Source organism: Paenibacillus sp. FSL P2-0173 (assembly GCF_038008045.1).
Taxonomy (GTDB): domain Bacteria; phylum Bacillota; class Bacilli; order Paenibacillales; family Paenibacillaceae; genus Paenibacillus; species Paenibacillus polymyxa_B.
The window spans coordinates 107038-123236 of record NZ_JBBOYK010000008.1; the positions used below are offsets into that span (position 1 = coordinate 107038).

The following is a 16199-nucleotide window of genomic DNA, read 5'->3' on the forward strand; positions in this document are numbered from 1 at the left end:
CCGGAACAGCTTCCTTATTGCGCAACAGCAGCAGGAGAAGCAGCACTTGTAGAAGGCTCATCGTTTTCTACCATGTGCAATTGAGATACAAATTGATCCAAAATACGTACCATATCGTCGCGCTTTGTTTCTTCCATAATGACATCCTTAATACGTGCAGAACCTTTAAACCCCTTGAGGTACCAAGCCAGATGCTTACGCATTTCACGGACAGCTACCGCTTCACCCTTCAATGCAACCAGACGATCCATATGCAGAATGGCAATGCGGATTTTTTCTTCCGGTGAAGGATCGGGCAACAGCTCACCTGATTGCAAGTACTCAATCGTACGGTAGAGCATCCACGGATTCCCCAGAGCACCGCGTCCGATCATAACGCCATCACAATTGGTCAGATCCAGCATGCGGCGGGCATCTTCCGGTGATGCCACATCACCGTTTCCAATTACAGGAATGGAAACTGCTTCTTTAACTTCTTTTATAATATCCCAATTCGCATGTCCCGTATACAGTTGCTCCCGTGTACGGCCATGTACGCTAACGGCCTGACCTCCGGCACGTTCAACAGCGCGAGCGTTCTCTACGGCATAAATATGCTCGCTATCCCAACCAATACGCATTTTCACGGTAACCGGCTTGCTTACCGATTCCACTACCGCCGATACCATTTCATAAATCTTGTTTGGATCGAGCAGCCAACGAGCACCTGCATCACATTTGGTCACTTTGGGAACCGGGCAGCCCATATTGATATCAATAATATCTGCATTCGTTTCCTGATCTACCACCTTCGCTGCTTCCACCAAAGATTCGCGGTCGCCTCCAAAAATTTGCAAGCTAAGCGGCTTCTCGCGCTCATCTACAAACAGCATCTCACGTGTACGCTTGTTGCCGTGAATGATGGCCTTATCACTAACCATCTCTGCACATACCAAGCCTGTACCGAACTCCTTGGCGATCAAGCGAAAAGCAGGATTGCACACGCCTGCCATGGGTGCCAAGACGACTTGGTTTTTCATTTCAATATCGCCGATTTTCAACATATCTGTTCACCCCTTTATTCCTTCTTTTATATCGTATACTTATCGTCATTCCGTCAGTTCCCGGACTTCAATTTCTAGCGTTTGGGCGATGATGTTCAGCATGTCTGGGTCTACTCTACGATTGCCTCGCTCCACAGCACCTAATACAGTCAAAGATATACCAGTACGTTCTGCCAACTCCTGCTGTGTGAACCCTTTTAGCTTCCGAAAGGCGCGGAGTCGTTGCGCCAGCTGCATGTTTTCCAAAGCTGTATGCCGTCCTTTCCATCCACAGAATTCAATGCAGTATGCACGATACTGTACAGACCGGACGGATCTTGGTTCGGAACGATATCAGCCAAAGGAACCAGCACAAAAGCACGCTCCAACATACGAGGGTGAGGAAGCTCCAAATCCGGTGTAGCCAGTTGCGCCGCTTCCATCCATAACAAATCCAGATCAATGGTTCGTGGCCCATTAGGAATGTGTCTTACTCTCCCCAGACGACTCTCCACCTCCAGCATATATACCAGAAGCTCCTCTGGAGCAAGTGTTGTAGATACGGCTACCGTCATGTTCAAAAAAGAAGGTTGATCCAGATACCCAACAGGCTCTGTTTCGTACAGGCTGGAGCACCGAAGCACCCGTATACCCGGATGTTCGTCCAGCGCCGTAATGGCTTCATACAGGGTATGCTCGCGCTCCCCCAAATTAGCCCCTAAAGCAATATAAGCCTCTGATGCCTCAGAGGTCGAATGTGCATTCATGTATCGTTCCTACTTTCTTGCGCGATAAAGCTCAACCGTCACGCCTTGAAAATGAATATCAAACGGCGGATGCGGCTTTGTGACTTTGACAGTCAGTGCATTGACACTAGTATAAGTGTCCAGTAGGGAAGATGCAATACGTTCGCCCAAAGCTTCAATCAATTGGTAAGATTCCTTTTCTACAATATCTTTAACGGTGTAATGCACCTCGGCGTAATTAACCGTTTTGTCCAAAGCATCCTGCTCACCCGCTTCACGCAGATCAAGCTCCAGTTCCAAATCAATATAGAAACGTTGTCCCAGCTTGCGCTCCTCTGGAAAAACGCCATGATATCCGTAATACTCCATACGATGCAAAACCATTTTATCCATCGTGGGTATCCCCCCCTGTTTTTTATTAGATTTTCTCAATAAGCTCAACTTAAAAGTTTCGTATCGTGCCACTGCGCAGTCGGATGGTGCTCCCCATCGCCACTGCCCCAGATTTCTTGAATAAAACCTATAATAAAGGTAGAAATTCGGGGAAGTGATGCTTCCGAAGCGAGCTTTCCTACGGAAAGCTTTTAAAGCGACCGCTTTGCTTGTACAGCACCATTCCGCCTACTCCGTTCTCGTTCTACTTGATCTATTCTTCTGTTCACCTTACACAATAAATAACTCCCTAAAAATACAGTGACTTTATGGCGCGTTGTAGCGGAATGAAGGATTTGAATCCGGAGAAGCGAAGCGCTCGCCTTTGCAACGGGATTCTAACAGTCATATGTTTACCAATTCAAAAGAATCCCGTTGCAACAGCGATCGCAGGATCAAATCATTCATGAAGCGTCTTCTAACCACCATAACTCAGTGCATTTTTAGACCCGTACACCATCGCATCACACATACGTACGGTGCGCTTGATTTGCGCCACATCGTGTACACGCACAATCTGGCACCCTTGAGCAATGCCAAAGGCAACGGTAGCCGCCGTGCCCTCCACCACATCATTCACAGGCAAATCCAGTGCTGTACGAATAAATCTTTTGCGTGACGTAGCCAATAACAGCGGAAAGCCCAGCTGACTCAATGTATCGAGAGAAGTCATGGCATGAATATTTTCATCGTAATCCTTGGCAAAACCGATACCTGGGTCTAAAATGATCTGTTCCTCACGTACCCCCGCATCCAGCGCTAATCGGATACTTTCTTTTAAATCGGACAGCATATCAGAAACCAAATCACTATAGTTACGGTCATGACGATTATGCATCAAAATGACCGGGCAATCGAATTCCGAAGCTACACGTGCCATATCGGGGTCTGCCTTAAACCCCCACACATCATTAATGATATGTGCGCCAGCCTCAAGTGCCTGCCTGGCTACCTCGGCTTTGTAAGTATCTACAGATAACGGAATGTGCGGTGCGATACGATGGATGGCCTGAACGACCGGAATGACCCGAGCCAGCTCCTCCTCCACACCTACTGGATCATGACCCGGGCGAGTAGACTCCCCACCAATGTCAATGATATCCGCTCCATCTTCCACCAGCTTCAATGCATGTAAAACAGCAATCTCGGGACTATAATGTAATCCTCCATCGGAAAATGAATCCGGGGTCACATTCAGTATACCCATGATCTGTGTGGAATGTCCGAGCGTAAGCTCGGCATCCCCCATTCGGTAACTACGTTGATAAAGGGTCGGTATGTTCACTTGATCCCTGCTTTCTGTCTATAATCGTGCAACAGCAAAGCTGTTATGGACCTGGGCTGCGTCAAGGGAACCGATAAATGGTTCGTTGCTCCCCCCGGCTCCAACAACAAATCCACGGGCCGTATTTCTTGTATAGAGTTGGTCATAAAAATTTCATCAGCCTGTTTCAGCTCGTCCCAGCGGTACAGGCCTTGCTCACAAGGAATGTCTCGCAGATGCGTCAGCTCCAAAATGAACTCACGCGTAATGCCTGGCAGAATCCCTGTAGACAAGTCAGGGGTATACAACGTATTGTTCCGCACAAAGAACAGATTGCTGACCATTCCTTCTGCCAGAAAACCATCCGCCGTAAGCATCATTCCTTCAGCCTTATAACGGACAGCCTCGGCATACTGCTGAAGTTCCCGCTTTGCAAGAATATTATTCATATAATGGAGCGACTTTAAGCGAACCTCACCCTCTGGAGTATTTCTGGGAGTTCGCAACAACTGAAGCGCCGATGGGGAAGTGGATTGCCCGGTTTGTGTATTGGTAGAGGGCAACGGTTTAGCGAACAGAATATGATTAGGACGCGTATAGTCCCCCGTCGGCAAGCCTAGCACCTCTTCGCCCGCTGATACGGTGTAACGGATATAGGCTTCATCCAATCCATTCGCCACCATCAGATGTTGGATGTGTCTCGTAAGTTGCTCCTCATCCGGTTGAAAAGGAATGCCGAGCATTCGGCAACCTTCCTGCAGTCGATGTAGATGCCGATCCAGCAAGAATGGGACACCCTTGTAGGTGCGGAATGTTTCAAACAAGCCCATTCCGTATAAAAAGCCGTGATCACTTACGTGAATCACGGCTTTTGCGGCTTCCGTGAGGACGCCGTTGACTCCGATATATTTCATGAATCAGACGCCTACCTTGCGTTTTAGGAAATTGCGTAACAGTTGATGCCCATAATCCGTAATAATGGATTCTGGATGGAACTGAACTCCTTCTACGGCAAATTCTTTATGCCGCAAACCCATAATTTCACCTTCTGCGGTTTCCGCGGTAATCTCTAGACACTCAGGCAGACTCTCGCGCTCCACCAGCAATGAGTGATACCGGGTTGCTGTGAACGGAGAAGGCAAGCCTTCAAATACTGACGTATTGTGATGAAGAATCGGTGATGTTTTACCGTGCATGAGTCGTTCAGCCCGGATAACCTTACCGCCAAAAGCCTGTCCGATGGCCTGGTGGCCGAGGCAAACGCCAAAAATCGGAATGCGGCCTTTAAAATGGCTGATCACATCCAGTGATATCCCTGCCTCATTCGGCGTGCATGGACCCGGCGAGATCAAAATATGCTCTGGTGCCAGCTCTTCTATGCCTTTCACATCAATCTCATCGTTCCGTTTTACGGTTACTTCTTCGCCAAGTTCACCTAAATATTGAACAAGATTGTACGTAAACGAATCATAATTATCAATCACCAAAATCATACGACTCACCCTCCTGTGATACCGCTTCTGCTCAAAGCGGCTTCTTCTTCACCACATTGTACCGCCTTCATGACAGCTCTAGCCTTGTTCCGACATTCCCGATATTCCCTGTACGGGTCTGAATCAATGACGATCCCCGCACCTGTCTGTAAATAGGCAGTGCTGCCTTTAACAGCTAGTGTTCTTATTATAATATTTAATTCCATATTGCCGTTATAGTCAATCCATCCAAGGGAACCTGTATAAGGCCCCCGACGAACGGGCTCTAATTCTTCAATAATTTCCATGGTGCGCACCTTGGGTGCCCCGGTAATGGTTCCGCCTGGAAAGGTAGCAGCAATTACATCTATAGCTGTACGACCCGAGGCTAATTTTCCTTCAACCTGAGAAACCAGGTGCATAACGTGCGAATAGTATTCGACCGTCAGCAGTTCAGGCACATGCACCGATCCGTATTCGGCAATCCGTCCGATATCGTTACGCTCCAGATCGACGAGCATAATATGCTCGGCGCGTTCTTTTTCGCTTGATAGAAGCTCTGCTGCCATAGCGGCATCTTCATCCGGTGTTAGCCCTCTTCTTCTCGTACCTGCAATTGGTCTGGCGCTCACACGTCCATCCTCCAGCTTCACCAACAATTCCGGCGAGCCACTAACGATCCGTAAATCTGGCATACGCAGCATACCCATATAAGGGGAAGGATTCAGCAGACGAAGCCATTCATATATATTTTCAGGGAGGGCTGTAAGCGCACGTTGCTGACGAATCGATAAGTTGACCTGGAATACATCCCCTTGGGCAATGTATTCCTGCACACGTTTCACGGCTTGTTCAAAATCTTGTTGGTTGAATGCCGCTGTCCAGCCTTCAGATTCAAGATGAGCAGCCTCTAACCCTTCTTCGGCGAGCCTAGCACAACGACGAGGGTACGCAGGATCAATCTCTCCTGCATTTATGGTGTTATTCCACTGAGTCAGCATACGTTCTGCACGTTGGGCAGCTTCCGCGTAATGCTCGCAAAGTATAGGATTCGGCCCATCCAGCATAACGCGATTGGTCAAATCGGTATCACTGCTGACTTTATCGGAATGCGCAGGAGCGGGCATATGAACAGCACAATATATGGAGGATTTTTCGTGATCGTAAATCCATAGCTCATCCACCCTCATCCATACATAATCAGGTATGTCTGTATCGTCTGCAGCTTGAGATGGCAAACGCTCCAACGAGCGAGCTACATCGTAGCCAAGATAACCCGCAAATCCTCCAGAGAAAAAAGGCATGCCAGGTACACGCGGCGCACGGTAAGGAGCGATCCAGTTGCTCATGACTTTCAAAGGTTGACCATGCATATCTCCATGTTTCCCGCTTTGCAAATCAGTCCAAACTGCATGTTCTCCCTTGCCCTCCAATATAGCAACCGGATTTAAGGCCAGATAGGTGTACCTCCCACCTTTAGCGCTCTCCAGCAAAAAGGCATATGGAGACGAATCCTCCCAAGCCTTCCGCCACGATGACGGTAGCCCCCCCACGGGTAATGGGTACTCAGCAATATAGGGAAGTATGCTCCAGCCTTCCTCCTGCCAAACCTGCCACTGCGTCTCCGTCACTCTAGCTGTCGATTTCATCCGTGTGTGCTTCCCCTTCCCTACTTTTCAATAAGTCTATATTCTCTCCTTAAAAAGAAACCCCCACCCCCCTGCAACAGGGAAATGAGGGAATCCTTACGTATAGTATACACAATTACGACATAATTACAGCTCGAAATTGTATAGTGGTGTGCTCAGGTAACGTTCTCCATTACTTGGAACAATGACAACGATCCGTTTACCCTTGCCCAATTGCTTAGCAAGTTTCAAAGCCGCATGAACAGCCGCGCCAGATGAAATACCGGACAAAATGCCCTCTTCCTTGGCCACTCTACGTGCTACCTCGAAAGCTTCATCGTTTTCTACATGAATAATTTCATCATAGATATCGCGGTTTAAAATTTCAGGAATAAAGTTGGCACCAAGTCCTTGAATTTTGTGGGGTCCTGGCTTACCGCCTGCTAACAGTGGGGAAGAGGCAGGCTCTACAGCCACAACTTTAATATCAGGGAATTCTTTCTTAAGCACTTCTCCGGCACCAGAAATGGTTCCGCCAGTACCTATTCCAGCTATAAAAGCGTCCAGAGTTCCGCCAATGGAACGAATGGCTTCCACAATCTCAGGACCGGTCGTTTCACGGTGAATTTTGATATTAGCTTTGTTCTTGAACTGCTCAGCAGCAAAATATTCTGGATTTTCACTCAGCAATTCTTCCATTTTCTTAACGGACCCGTTCATGCCTTCTGATCCTGGTGTTAGCACAAGTTCGGCTCCATAAGCACGCAACAAATTACGACGCTCTATGCTCATCGTTTCTGGCATAACGATTACTGCCTTATAGCCCTTCGCAGCAGCAACCATAGCCAAGCCGATTCCTGTGTTACCGCTAGTTGCTTCAATAATCGTACCGCCTGGCTTAAGCAGACCTTCACGTTCAGCTTCTTCTACCATGCTAATCGCAATACGATCTTTTACACTGGAGCCTGGGTTCTGATATTCCAGTTTCAAATAAATTTCGGCGCTATCTTCCGGTACGATCCGGTTGAGCCGAACGAGGGGAGTTTCCCCGATAAGTTCGGTGATGTTATTAACAACTTTAGCCATGATAATTCCTCCCTGACTGTAGATGATGTATTAAAAATTGCGAAATCATTTTGTAGATCATTCTTAGTCAATCACTTTAATTCTGTACCGTTCATTTAATTTCCGATAAAAATAGTGGGTTTTATACGCTAATCATAACAATCTTCAATTCCAATGTCAATACGAGTGAGTAAGCCGCGATGCTGTCAACACGCGTTATCAGCATCGTGCTTCCTTCAAACCAATATTCTTTCACTACGTTACAGAGCAGCGGAGGATGCATCTTTTCCAGATAAAATACGCGCTCCATATTTATCACGTAGACTCTTCTCGACCTCTTCCAAAGGAGCGGCCTGTGCAAGCGCAAGAGATCGGCGAATTTGCTGCCGGATCTGCTGCTTATCCGGAGAATTCTTCAACCGGACATCCTGTACATAAATGACAGCATAGCCATCGTTAACAGAGATCGGACCTGCAACATCCCCGGAGCTTAGCTCTCTCGCCGCCTTCATGATCGCCTCCGGTTGCAATGGATCATATTCATCCACCCATCCCAAATGCCCGCTGCTATCCTTGCCAAAAGGCTTACCTGAATACTCTTGAATCAGCACATCGAAGCTCTCCCCCTGCTTGACCCGATCTAGCAACGCTTCTGCTTCCTCCGCATTATCCACATAAAGAGCTGCCAATTGGATCTGCTTACCGACGGCAAATTCCTCAGGGTGCTGTTCCCAATACTCGTCAATCTCAGCTTCCTGAACTTGAATACCCTGCGTGGCTATTTTCTCCAAACCAATCCGGTATTCCGCTTCATTCCGCAAGTCAACCGGATCTAAGCCAAACTGTCGCTGCATTTCATCAAAGTAGGCTTGATCTGAGTCATACCCTTTACTATCCTGCTCCAGCACCTGCTGTAAATCCTCTTGGGTGATCTTGATACCGAGACGCTTGGTTTCAGCCTGCACGGCTTTACGATTCAACATTTGCAACAGCGTATTGGTTCCATATCGCTTTTTCAGTTCCGCTACCCACTGTTCCTCCGATATGCCTTCCTGACCCATCTCCGCCACAGTATGATCGCCGTCATCCTTGCTTACATCACCCGGCTTTGACAGCCCCCGAAGCATGATAAGACCACCCAAGGCGGCGACGCTAACGGTCAGAATAATGACAGCTGTCCATAATCCTTTTTCCCGTGTAATCATCGCTTGCACCGCCCATCCGGTTAGGATTTGGCTTGATCTAACAGATTTTGCAATTCATCCTTATTAAACTGATAAGCCTCATTACAAAAGTGACATACGACCTCAGCCTGTCCTTCTTCCTCAATTAACTGCTCTAATTCGCTTTCTCCCAAACTGATCAATGTTTTTTCCACGCGCTCACGTGAACACTCACATTGAAAATGGATATCCAATTCATCGAGAATCCGAACGTCCGGCAGCATCCAGCGCAGCATTTCATCAAGTTCCAACCCTTGATCCAGCAAAGCAGTAACGGGTGGAATGGAGCTGACTGCATTTTCGATCGCAGTAATCTCATCATCATTCAAGCCTGGAAGCAACTGAATAATAAATCCACCGGCCACAATAACCGTGTTATCCGTATCTACCAGCACACCCAAGCCCACCGCTGACGGGGTCTGTTCCGATTTGGCAAAATAATAGGTAAAATCCTCACCCAGTTCACCGGAAATAATCGGAGTACTGCCGCGATACGGTTCTTTTAACCCCAAATCCTTGATGATATGAATGAACCCCTCTGTACCTACGGCACCCGCTACATCCAGTTTGCCCATACTATTGCTTGGCAAATGCACATGCGGTTCAGTAACATAACCTCGCACTTCCCCTACAGCATTGGCATCAACGACGATTTGCCCAATCGGTCCATCACCTTTAACTTGAATGGTCAATCGCTCTTTTCCTTTTAGCATAGAACCCATAATAGCACCTGCTGTGAGGGTTCGCCCCAAAGCAGCGGTAGCCGTTGGATACGTATCGTGTCTTCTCCGCAATTCCTCTACCAATTGAGTTGTCCGAACAGCAAAAGCTCTAACCCTCCCATCCATGGCTGTGCCACGAATAAGTCGATCCTGCTTATTTTCCATATTGATATCCTCCCCTATTCACCAGGACAGCTATGCTGCTTATTTTCGTTAGTATTGCTCATCATTGAAGCATAATTTCCTACTATATAAACAACCTGCATCTACAGATCACGCGAATTGTTCAAAAACGTAACATATTTCAGTATAGACGAAAAACGCCGCTAATCCAAACCGATAAGATCATTCGGTTGGACTCAGCGGCAGCCTATACCCACTTTTTTATTCGGCGTTACGTTGGTAAATGATGCGTAATCCTTCGAGCGTCAACATCGGCAACACTTTCTGAATGCTCTCCGCCTCTGATGCGATTAGCTCTGCAAGACCTCCGGTAGCAATAACTGTAGGCTCCGCCTGCATTTCTTCCTTAATGCGCCGCACAATGCCATCCACTTGCCCAGCATAACCGAAGATAATCCCAGCTTGCATGGCATGAACCGTATTACGACCAATAACCTTTTTGGGTTTCTCCAACTCGATGCGGGGTAGCTTGGAAGCCCGTTGATACAGTGCCTCCGTCGAAATCCCGATACCCGGCACAATGACACCGCCCAAGTAGTTTCCCTTATCGTCAATACAATCAAACGTCGTCGCTGTCCCAAAATCCACCACAACCAGCGGCCCGCCGAACCGTTCGACAGCCGCAACAGCGTTCACGATCCGATCCGCACCTACTTCACGCGGATTCTCATAACGCAGGTTAAGACCGGTCTTGATTCCCGGTCCGACGATTAAAGGCGTTTTGCCTATGTATTTATCGCACATTTCTTCTAATACACGGACCAACGGCGGAACGACAGAGGAAATAATAACTCCCTGGATGTCATCCTTTAATACGCCACCCATACTAAAAAGATTATGTATGAGTACGCCGTATTCATCTGCGGTTGCCTGTCTGGAGGTACTGATCCGGTAATGGTGCAACAGCTCCCGCCCTTCGTATATCCCCAGAACAATATTGGTATTACCTACATCCACTACAAGAATCAATGGGTGTCACCTATCTTTCTTTGCGTTAAGGTCAAGGCTGATATCCAGGTTATGAAAAGAGTATGTCAGCCTGCCTACAGAGATCACATCTACGCCACTCTCAGCCATCTCACGCACTGTATCCAGCGATACATTGCCCGAGGCTTCTGTTTTGACATGTGGTGCCCGTTCCCGAATGAACCGAACGGCTTCCTTCATATCTGGGGCAGACATGTTATCCAGCATAATGATATCCGCCCCAGCTTCCAGGGCTTCCTGAACTTGTTTCATGTTTTCCGTCTCTACTTCAATCGTCATCGTATGCGGTATATTAGCGCGCGCTCGACTTACAGCCTGTTCAATCCCACCTGCACCCTTAATATGATTATCCTTAATCATAACAGCATCGTACAGGCCAAAGCGATGATTCGAGCCACCGCCTACACGCACAGCATACTTCTCCAGCAACCGATGTCCCGGTGTTGTTTTACGTGTATCCACCAAGCGAGTGGACAAACCATGCAATTGATCTATAAAAGCCCGAGTCCGCGTGGCAATGCCAGACATCCGTTGGAGCAAATTTAACGCCAGTCGTTCTCCGGTCAGAATTGCATGAGTACTTCCATTCACTTCCGCCAAAACGCTTCCCTTTTCAATCCACTGTCCGTCCGTCACCAGCGGAGTGAACGACAAGGAAGGGTCCACTACCTGAAATACAAGGGCAGCCACGGGTAAACCGGCAACCACGCCGCTCTCCTTGGCATGAATGACAGCCTTGGATTGGTGGCCCTGCTCAATCGTCCAGCGCGTGGTCACATCGCCAGAGCCCGTATCTTCTCGCAGCCAGCTGCGAATTTGTGCTGTCAGTTCTTCCTGATATCCACTAAACTCTCCATAAAGCTCGCTGTTAGATGTCATGAACGTACTCCTCCGTTATCCCTTGCTCACGTCTCTGCTGAACATGCTTTCGCCAGACGCTATCATCTGTCTCAGGAAAATCCTCGCGATAATGCGCTCCCCGGCTCTCCTCACGCAGCAGCGCACCATCTGTTACTAATAAAGCACAGGTGAGCAAATTGGCAAATTCGATCTCTTCCTGGCTAGCGATCACAGCCTCAAAAATAGGCATTTGCCCTTGCAGCTCGTCTAATGCTGCTTGCAGCCCCTCGCCGTGCCGACGAACTCCAGCATAACGAACCATTGCTTCTTGCAGCTTATGCCGCTGCTCCGTGACGGATGAAGCCGGGAACTCTGTACGGTTATCGCTATAAGATATCAATGTATGGCCGACCAGCGGTGGCAATGAATGCAGTCGCTCAATAATCCTGCTGGCAAATACAATAGCTTCAGATAACGAATTGCTCGCCAGACGATTAGCTCCGTGAACTCCTGTAGAAGAAGTCTCCCCGCAGGCGAACAAACGCGCAATGGAGCTTTCCCCGTGTAAATTGGTCTGGACACCACCCATCATATAATGGGCAGCAGGCGCAATGGGGATCCAGTCTGTCGTCATATCCAAACCAAATGACAGACATGTCCGATAAATTGTTGGAAAACGTTGCTTCACCCGCTCTGGCGGCTCGTGTGTAATATCCAGGTATACAAACGCAGCTTGGGTGCGTTCCATCTCATGAATGATAGCACGAGCTACGATGTCTCTGGGTGCAAGCTCCTGCCGGGAATCATACTTGTCCATAAAGCGTTCTCCGTGAATATTGCGTAACACGGCTCCTTCTCCCCGTACGGCTTCGGAAATTAGAAACCTTGGAGCGCCCGGATGGCACAACGCCGTAGGATGAAACTGTATGAATTCCATATCCCGTACAATCGCCCCAGCACGATATGCCATAGCGATACCATCCCCGGTTGCAATATCCGGATTGGTCGTATATCGGTATAATTGCCCGCTACCTCCTGAGCACAAAATCGTTGCATTAGCGGTTATATACGACCTTTCCCCACCTGGCTTTTGGACGAGGGCCCCAATACACTCACCATGCTCCGTCAGCAGATCAATTACCATGCACTCTTCCCATACTTCGATACCGGGATGGGCAGCAACCTGCTTTGACAACGCACGAACGATTTCATAACCCGTAGCATCTCCATTTGCATGCAAAATACGCCGATGACTATGCGCTCCTTCCCGTGTCAACGCTAGTTCACCATCCACACGATCAAAAGCCGTTCCCAAACGTATTAACTCCTGAATGCCAACTGGACCTTCATGGACAAGCGTACTGACCGCCTTAGATTCACACAGACCTGCACCAGCAATCAGGGTATCTTCCATATGATAAGCTGGTGTATCCTCGTCCGATGTGACAGCAGCGATGCCGCCTTGAGCATAACGCGTGTTGCTTTCCATCAAAGTCTTCTTGGTAATCAGCAACACTTTCCGATTCTCCGCAGCCTTAATCGCCGTATATAAGCCCGCAATGCCCGAGCCGATTATTAACACGTCGGCCTCCAATCGGGTCAATTCCGCTACATCAAAATCAACTAGATACCTTGGAATCATGCCTTCACCTGATTTCACAGAAGAATAGCGCACACCATAGGTTCTACAGTATGCGCTCACGTATATGTTCAAAATGATAGAAAGTCGATTGCAGCGGCTGTTGGCTTTTATAAGCTAAGAAGACGACAGCCGTTTATTTAACAATAAATGTACACAACGTTCCGGTGTCTGTCAAATCACGTTAGCAATAATCTTCCATTTAAAAAGCTCCGGAAAACCCATAATACCTGGTTCCCCGGAGCTTACATATACGCTTATTCAACTATCCATCGGATGATTAGGTTGTTGTCGGTGGAGTACCACCGGAGTTGCCCGAATTGTTATCATCCTCTGGCTTTTGCAGATTAGGGATATCATTCGGTTGATCCGTTGTATTCTTAGGCTCGTCATCCTTACCTTGAATACGTACACGGACGTCTCCAATGTTGTCGATCACAGGCTCACCATTTTCCGGTGTTCCTTCTCCCTCAGTCGTGCCACCATCCAAAGAACCTGTCTCGATCAAACGTTTGATTTGTTCAAGTTCCAAGGTTTCTTCTACCAGCAAGGTTTGAGCAATCAAATGAACCTCTTTGGAATACTTGGTCAGGAGTTCTCTAGCACGCTCATAAGATTCAGTGATGAAGCGATTCATCTCCTGGTCAATCTGATAAGCGATCTGATCACTGTAGTTCTGCTCATGACCGATATCGCGTCCAAGGAATACTTGGCCTTGCGAAGTACCGAACTGCATCGGACCAAGCTTCTCACTCATACCATATTCTACAATCATGCTGCGTGCAATGCTTGTCGCTTGCTGGAAGTCGCTATAAGCTCCCGTTCCGATCTCACCAATGAACAGTTCCTCGGATACGCGTCCACCCAACAATCCAGTGATTTTGTCCAGCAATTCCTGCTTGGTAGTCAGCATACGGTCTTCCTTCGGAAGCATGATGACATATCCGCCTGCACGTCCACGTGGAATAATCGTTACCTTGTGAACCATGTCGGCATTTTCCAAGAAGAAACCAATAATCGTATGGCCTGCTTCATGATAAGCAACAATTCGTTTCTCGCGGTCACTGATTACGCGGCTGCGTTTTTCTGTACCTACGATAACACGGTCGATGGCTTCATCTACTTCTCGCATCGAAATATCTCTGCGGTTACGACGAGCCGCCAACAAGGCAGCTTCGTTCAACAGATTTTCCAGATCAGCGCCTGTAAAGCCTGTTGTACGTTTCGCAATTACGTCCAATTTAACATCCTTCGTTAATGGCTTGTTGCGAGCATGTACATACAATACTGCTTCACGGCCTTTAACATCTGGACGGTCAACCGTAATTTGACGGTCAAAACGTCCTGGACGAAGCAACGCCGGGTCTAAAATATCAGGACGGTTTGTAGCCGCTACGATGATGATACCTTCGTTTGCGCCAAATCCATCCATCTCTACGAGCAATTGGTTGAGCGTCTGCTCACGTTCATCATGTCCGCCACCCAATCCGGCGCCACGTTGACGTCCAACGGCATCAATCTCATCAATGAAAATGATACAAGGTGCGTTCTTCTTCGCGTTCTCGAACAAATCACGAACACGGGAAGCACCGACCCCGACAAACATTTCTACAAAATCAGAACCCGAGATGCTGAAAAACGGCACTCCGGCCTCGCCTGCAACAGCTCTCGCCAAGAGTGTTTTACCCGTACCTGGAGGGCCCACTAACAGAACACCTTTTGGAATACGAGCGCCCACAGCTGCAAACTTGCGTGGGTCCTTCAAGAATTCTACGACTTCGACAAGCTCCTGCTTCTCTTCGTCAGCCCCTGCCACGTCCTCGAACGTAACCTTCTTCTTCTCTTCGTTATACAGACGGGCTTTGCTCTTGCCGAAGTTCATAACTTTGCCGCCACCGCCCTGTGCCTGATTAAACAGGAAGAAGAACAACAGGAACATGATCACCAAAGGAATGATAGAAGTCAAAAACGTCAGCCAAATGCTTTCGCCTTCCATTTTCTTCTGCACGTATTCAAACCCGTTCGTTTCGCTGGCATTCACCAGTTCACTTAGTGCTTGATCCGTTGGTGGAACATATACGGAAAAATTGGTCGATTTAGCATTAGCCGGCTGCTTCTTATATGCACCGGTTACAAGATAGGCGTAACCGTCAAATTGGACCGTTACTTTAGAGATGTTATTAGCTTTAACCTCTTGCCGTAATTGGTCATATCTAGGGAGATCGGAGGCTTCGTTACTGTTGCTAACAAACTGAACGATACCCACCACAACTAAAAAAAGAATCAAATAAAAACCAGAATTCCGGATGAACCGATTCATCCCCTACCTCCTCTCGAGACACTTAAGTTATTTTACCATAGCCTGTAAGTCCTTCTCAACAAAGGGCCTTATTTAGTCCTAGGACTGGAGGCTGAGATTAGCTGGTGTAGATTTCCGGCTTTAAAATCCCTATGTATGGGAGGTTCCGGTAGTGCTCGGCATAGTCCAGACCGTAGCCGACAACAAACGCATCTGGAAGCGTAAATCCAGTATAATCTGCTTCAAGATTAACTGTCCGGCGTGCAGGCTTGTCGAACAAGGTTACGACACATACCGAATTGGCATTACGGTTTTTAAGCAATTCAATCAAATGCGTCAGCGTCAGGCCGCTGTCGATAATATCTTCGACAATCAGAACGTCGCGTCCTTCCACAGATGCGTCCAAATCTTTAATGATTTTGATGATACCTGAGGATTTTGTGGATGCTCCATAACTTGATACAGCCATGAAATCAAGCTCCAACGGCACTGTAATGGATTTAACCAAATCAGCCATAAAGATAAACGCACCTTTCAGCACGCAAATCACCAATGGATTTTTCCCTTCATATTTTACGCTGAGCTGTGCACCCAATTCCTTAATTTTACTCTGAATTTCTTCTTCGCTGATCAATATTTCCTGAATATCATTCTGCAACGGTGTAAACCTCCTAAGT

The 16199-nt window shown here is 47.8% G+C and carries 16 protein-coding genes; all 16 read right to left on the bottom strand.

Translation table 11 applies throughout. The features are described 5' to 3' along the window. Positions 1–14: 14 nt before the first annotated feature. Entirely contained in the window at positions 15–1043 is a 1029-nt protein-coding gene (gene dusB, locus MKX30_RS26450; RefSeq protein WP_023986459.1) for a tRNA dihydrouridine synthase DusB, read from the bottom strand. 45 nt (positions 1044–1088) lie between these two features. After that, the gene (locus MKX30_RS26455) at positions 1089–1289 is read right to left on the bottom strand and encodes a helix-turn-helix domain-containing protein (protein ID WP_175405216.1); all 201 of its coding nucleotides are present in this window, start codon (positions 1287–1289) and stop codon (positions 1089–1091) included. Further along, complete coding sequence (folK, locus tag MKX30_RS26460) at positions 1241–1789, bottom strand: 2-amino-4-hydroxy-6-hydroxymethyldihydropteridine diphosphokinase (protein WP_023986458.1); 549 nt, start codon at positions 1787–1789, stop codon at positions 1241–1243. Before folK ends, MKX30_RS26455 begins: the two co-directional genes overlap by 49 nt. Before the next feature lie 9 nt (positions 1790–1798). Further along, positions 1799–2161 carry a dihydroneopterin aldolase gene (folB, locus tag MKX30_RS26465; protein WP_023986457.1) on the bottom strand — a complete coding sequence of 121 codons (363 nt, stop codon included), beginning with the start codon at positions 2159–2161 and terminating at the stop codon, positions 1799–1801. A 457-nt stretch (positions 2162–2618) separates the two neighbouring features. After that, positions 2619–3485: a dihydropteroate synthase gene (gene folP / locus MKX30_RS26470; RefSeq protein ID WP_023986456.1), complete on the bottom strand. Its 867-nt coding sequence runs from the start codon at positions 3483–3485 to the stop codon at positions 2619–2621. Beyond that, entirely contained in the window at positions 3482–4378 is an 897-nt protein-coding gene (locus tag MKX30_RS26475; RefSeq protein ID WP_068938695.1) for an aminotransferase class IV, read from the bottom strand. Before MKX30_RS26475 ends, folP begins: the two co-directional genes overlap by 4 nt. Before the next feature lie 3 nt (positions 4379–4381). Then, positions 4382–4957: an aminodeoxychorismate/anthranilate synthase component II gene (gene pabA / locus MKX30_RS26480; protein WP_013308153.1), complete on the bottom strand. Its 576-nt coding sequence runs from the start codon at positions 4955–4957 to the stop codon at positions 4382–4384. 5 nt (positions 4958–4962) lie between these two features. Beyond that, entirely contained in the window at positions 4963–6585 is a 1623-nt protein-coding gene (locus MKX30_RS26485; RefSeq protein WP_341063877.1) for an anthranilate synthase component I family protein, read from the bottom strand. Positions 6586–6711: 126 nt separating this feature from the next. Further along, a complete protein-coding gene (gene cysK / locus MKX30_RS26490; protein ID WP_028542507.1) occupies positions 6712–7650 on the bottom strand; it encodes a cysteine synthase A in 939 nt (312 codons plus the stop codon). Between the two features lie 239 nt (positions 7651–7889). Then, on the bottom strand, positions 7890–8834 hold the full coding sequence (locus tag MKX30_RS26495; protein WP_053324331.1) for a peptidyl-prolyl cis-trans isomerase: 945 nt from the start codon (positions 8832–8834) through the stop codon (positions 7890–7892). A 20-nt stretch (positions 8835–8854) separates the two neighbouring features. Then, entirely contained in the window at positions 8855–9739 is an 885-nt protein-coding gene (hslO, locus tag MKX30_RS26500) for an Hsp33 family molecular chaperone HslO (RefSeq protein WP_028542509.1), read from the bottom strand. A gap of 219 nt (positions 9740–9958) precedes the next feature. Further along, positions 9959–10726, bottom strand: coding sequence for a type III pantothenate kinase (locus MKX30_RS26505; protein WP_023986451.1), 768 nt, complete (start codon positions 10724–10726; stop codon positions 9959–9961). A 6-nt stretch (positions 10727–10732) separates the two neighbouring features. Then, entirely contained in the window at positions 10733–11623 is an 891-nt protein-coding gene (gene nadC / locus MKX30_RS26510) for a carboxylating nicotinate-nucleotide diphosphorylase (protein ID WP_075153518.1), read from the bottom strand. Further along, a complete protein-coding gene (gene nadB / locus MKX30_RS26515; RefSeq protein WP_341063879.1) occupies positions 11613–13226 on the bottom strand; it encodes an L-aspartate oxidase in 1614 nt (537 codons plus the stop codon). Before nadB ends, nadC begins: the two co-directional genes overlap by 11 nt. Positions 13227–13503: 277 nt before the next feature. Then, positions 13504–15543, bottom strand: coding sequence for an ATP-dependent zinc metalloprotease FtsH (gene ftsH / locus MKX30_RS26520; protein WP_028542511.1), 2040 nt, complete (start codon positions 15541–15543; stop codon positions 13504–13506). 97 nt (positions 15544–15640) lie between these two features. After that, positions 15641–16180: a hypoxanthine phosphoribosyltransferase gene (gene hpt, locus MKX30_RS26525; RefSeq protein ID WP_023986447.1), complete on the bottom strand. Its 540-nt coding sequence runs from the start codon at positions 16178–16180 to the stop codon at positions 15641–15643. Positions 16181–16199: the final 19 nt, after the last annotated feature.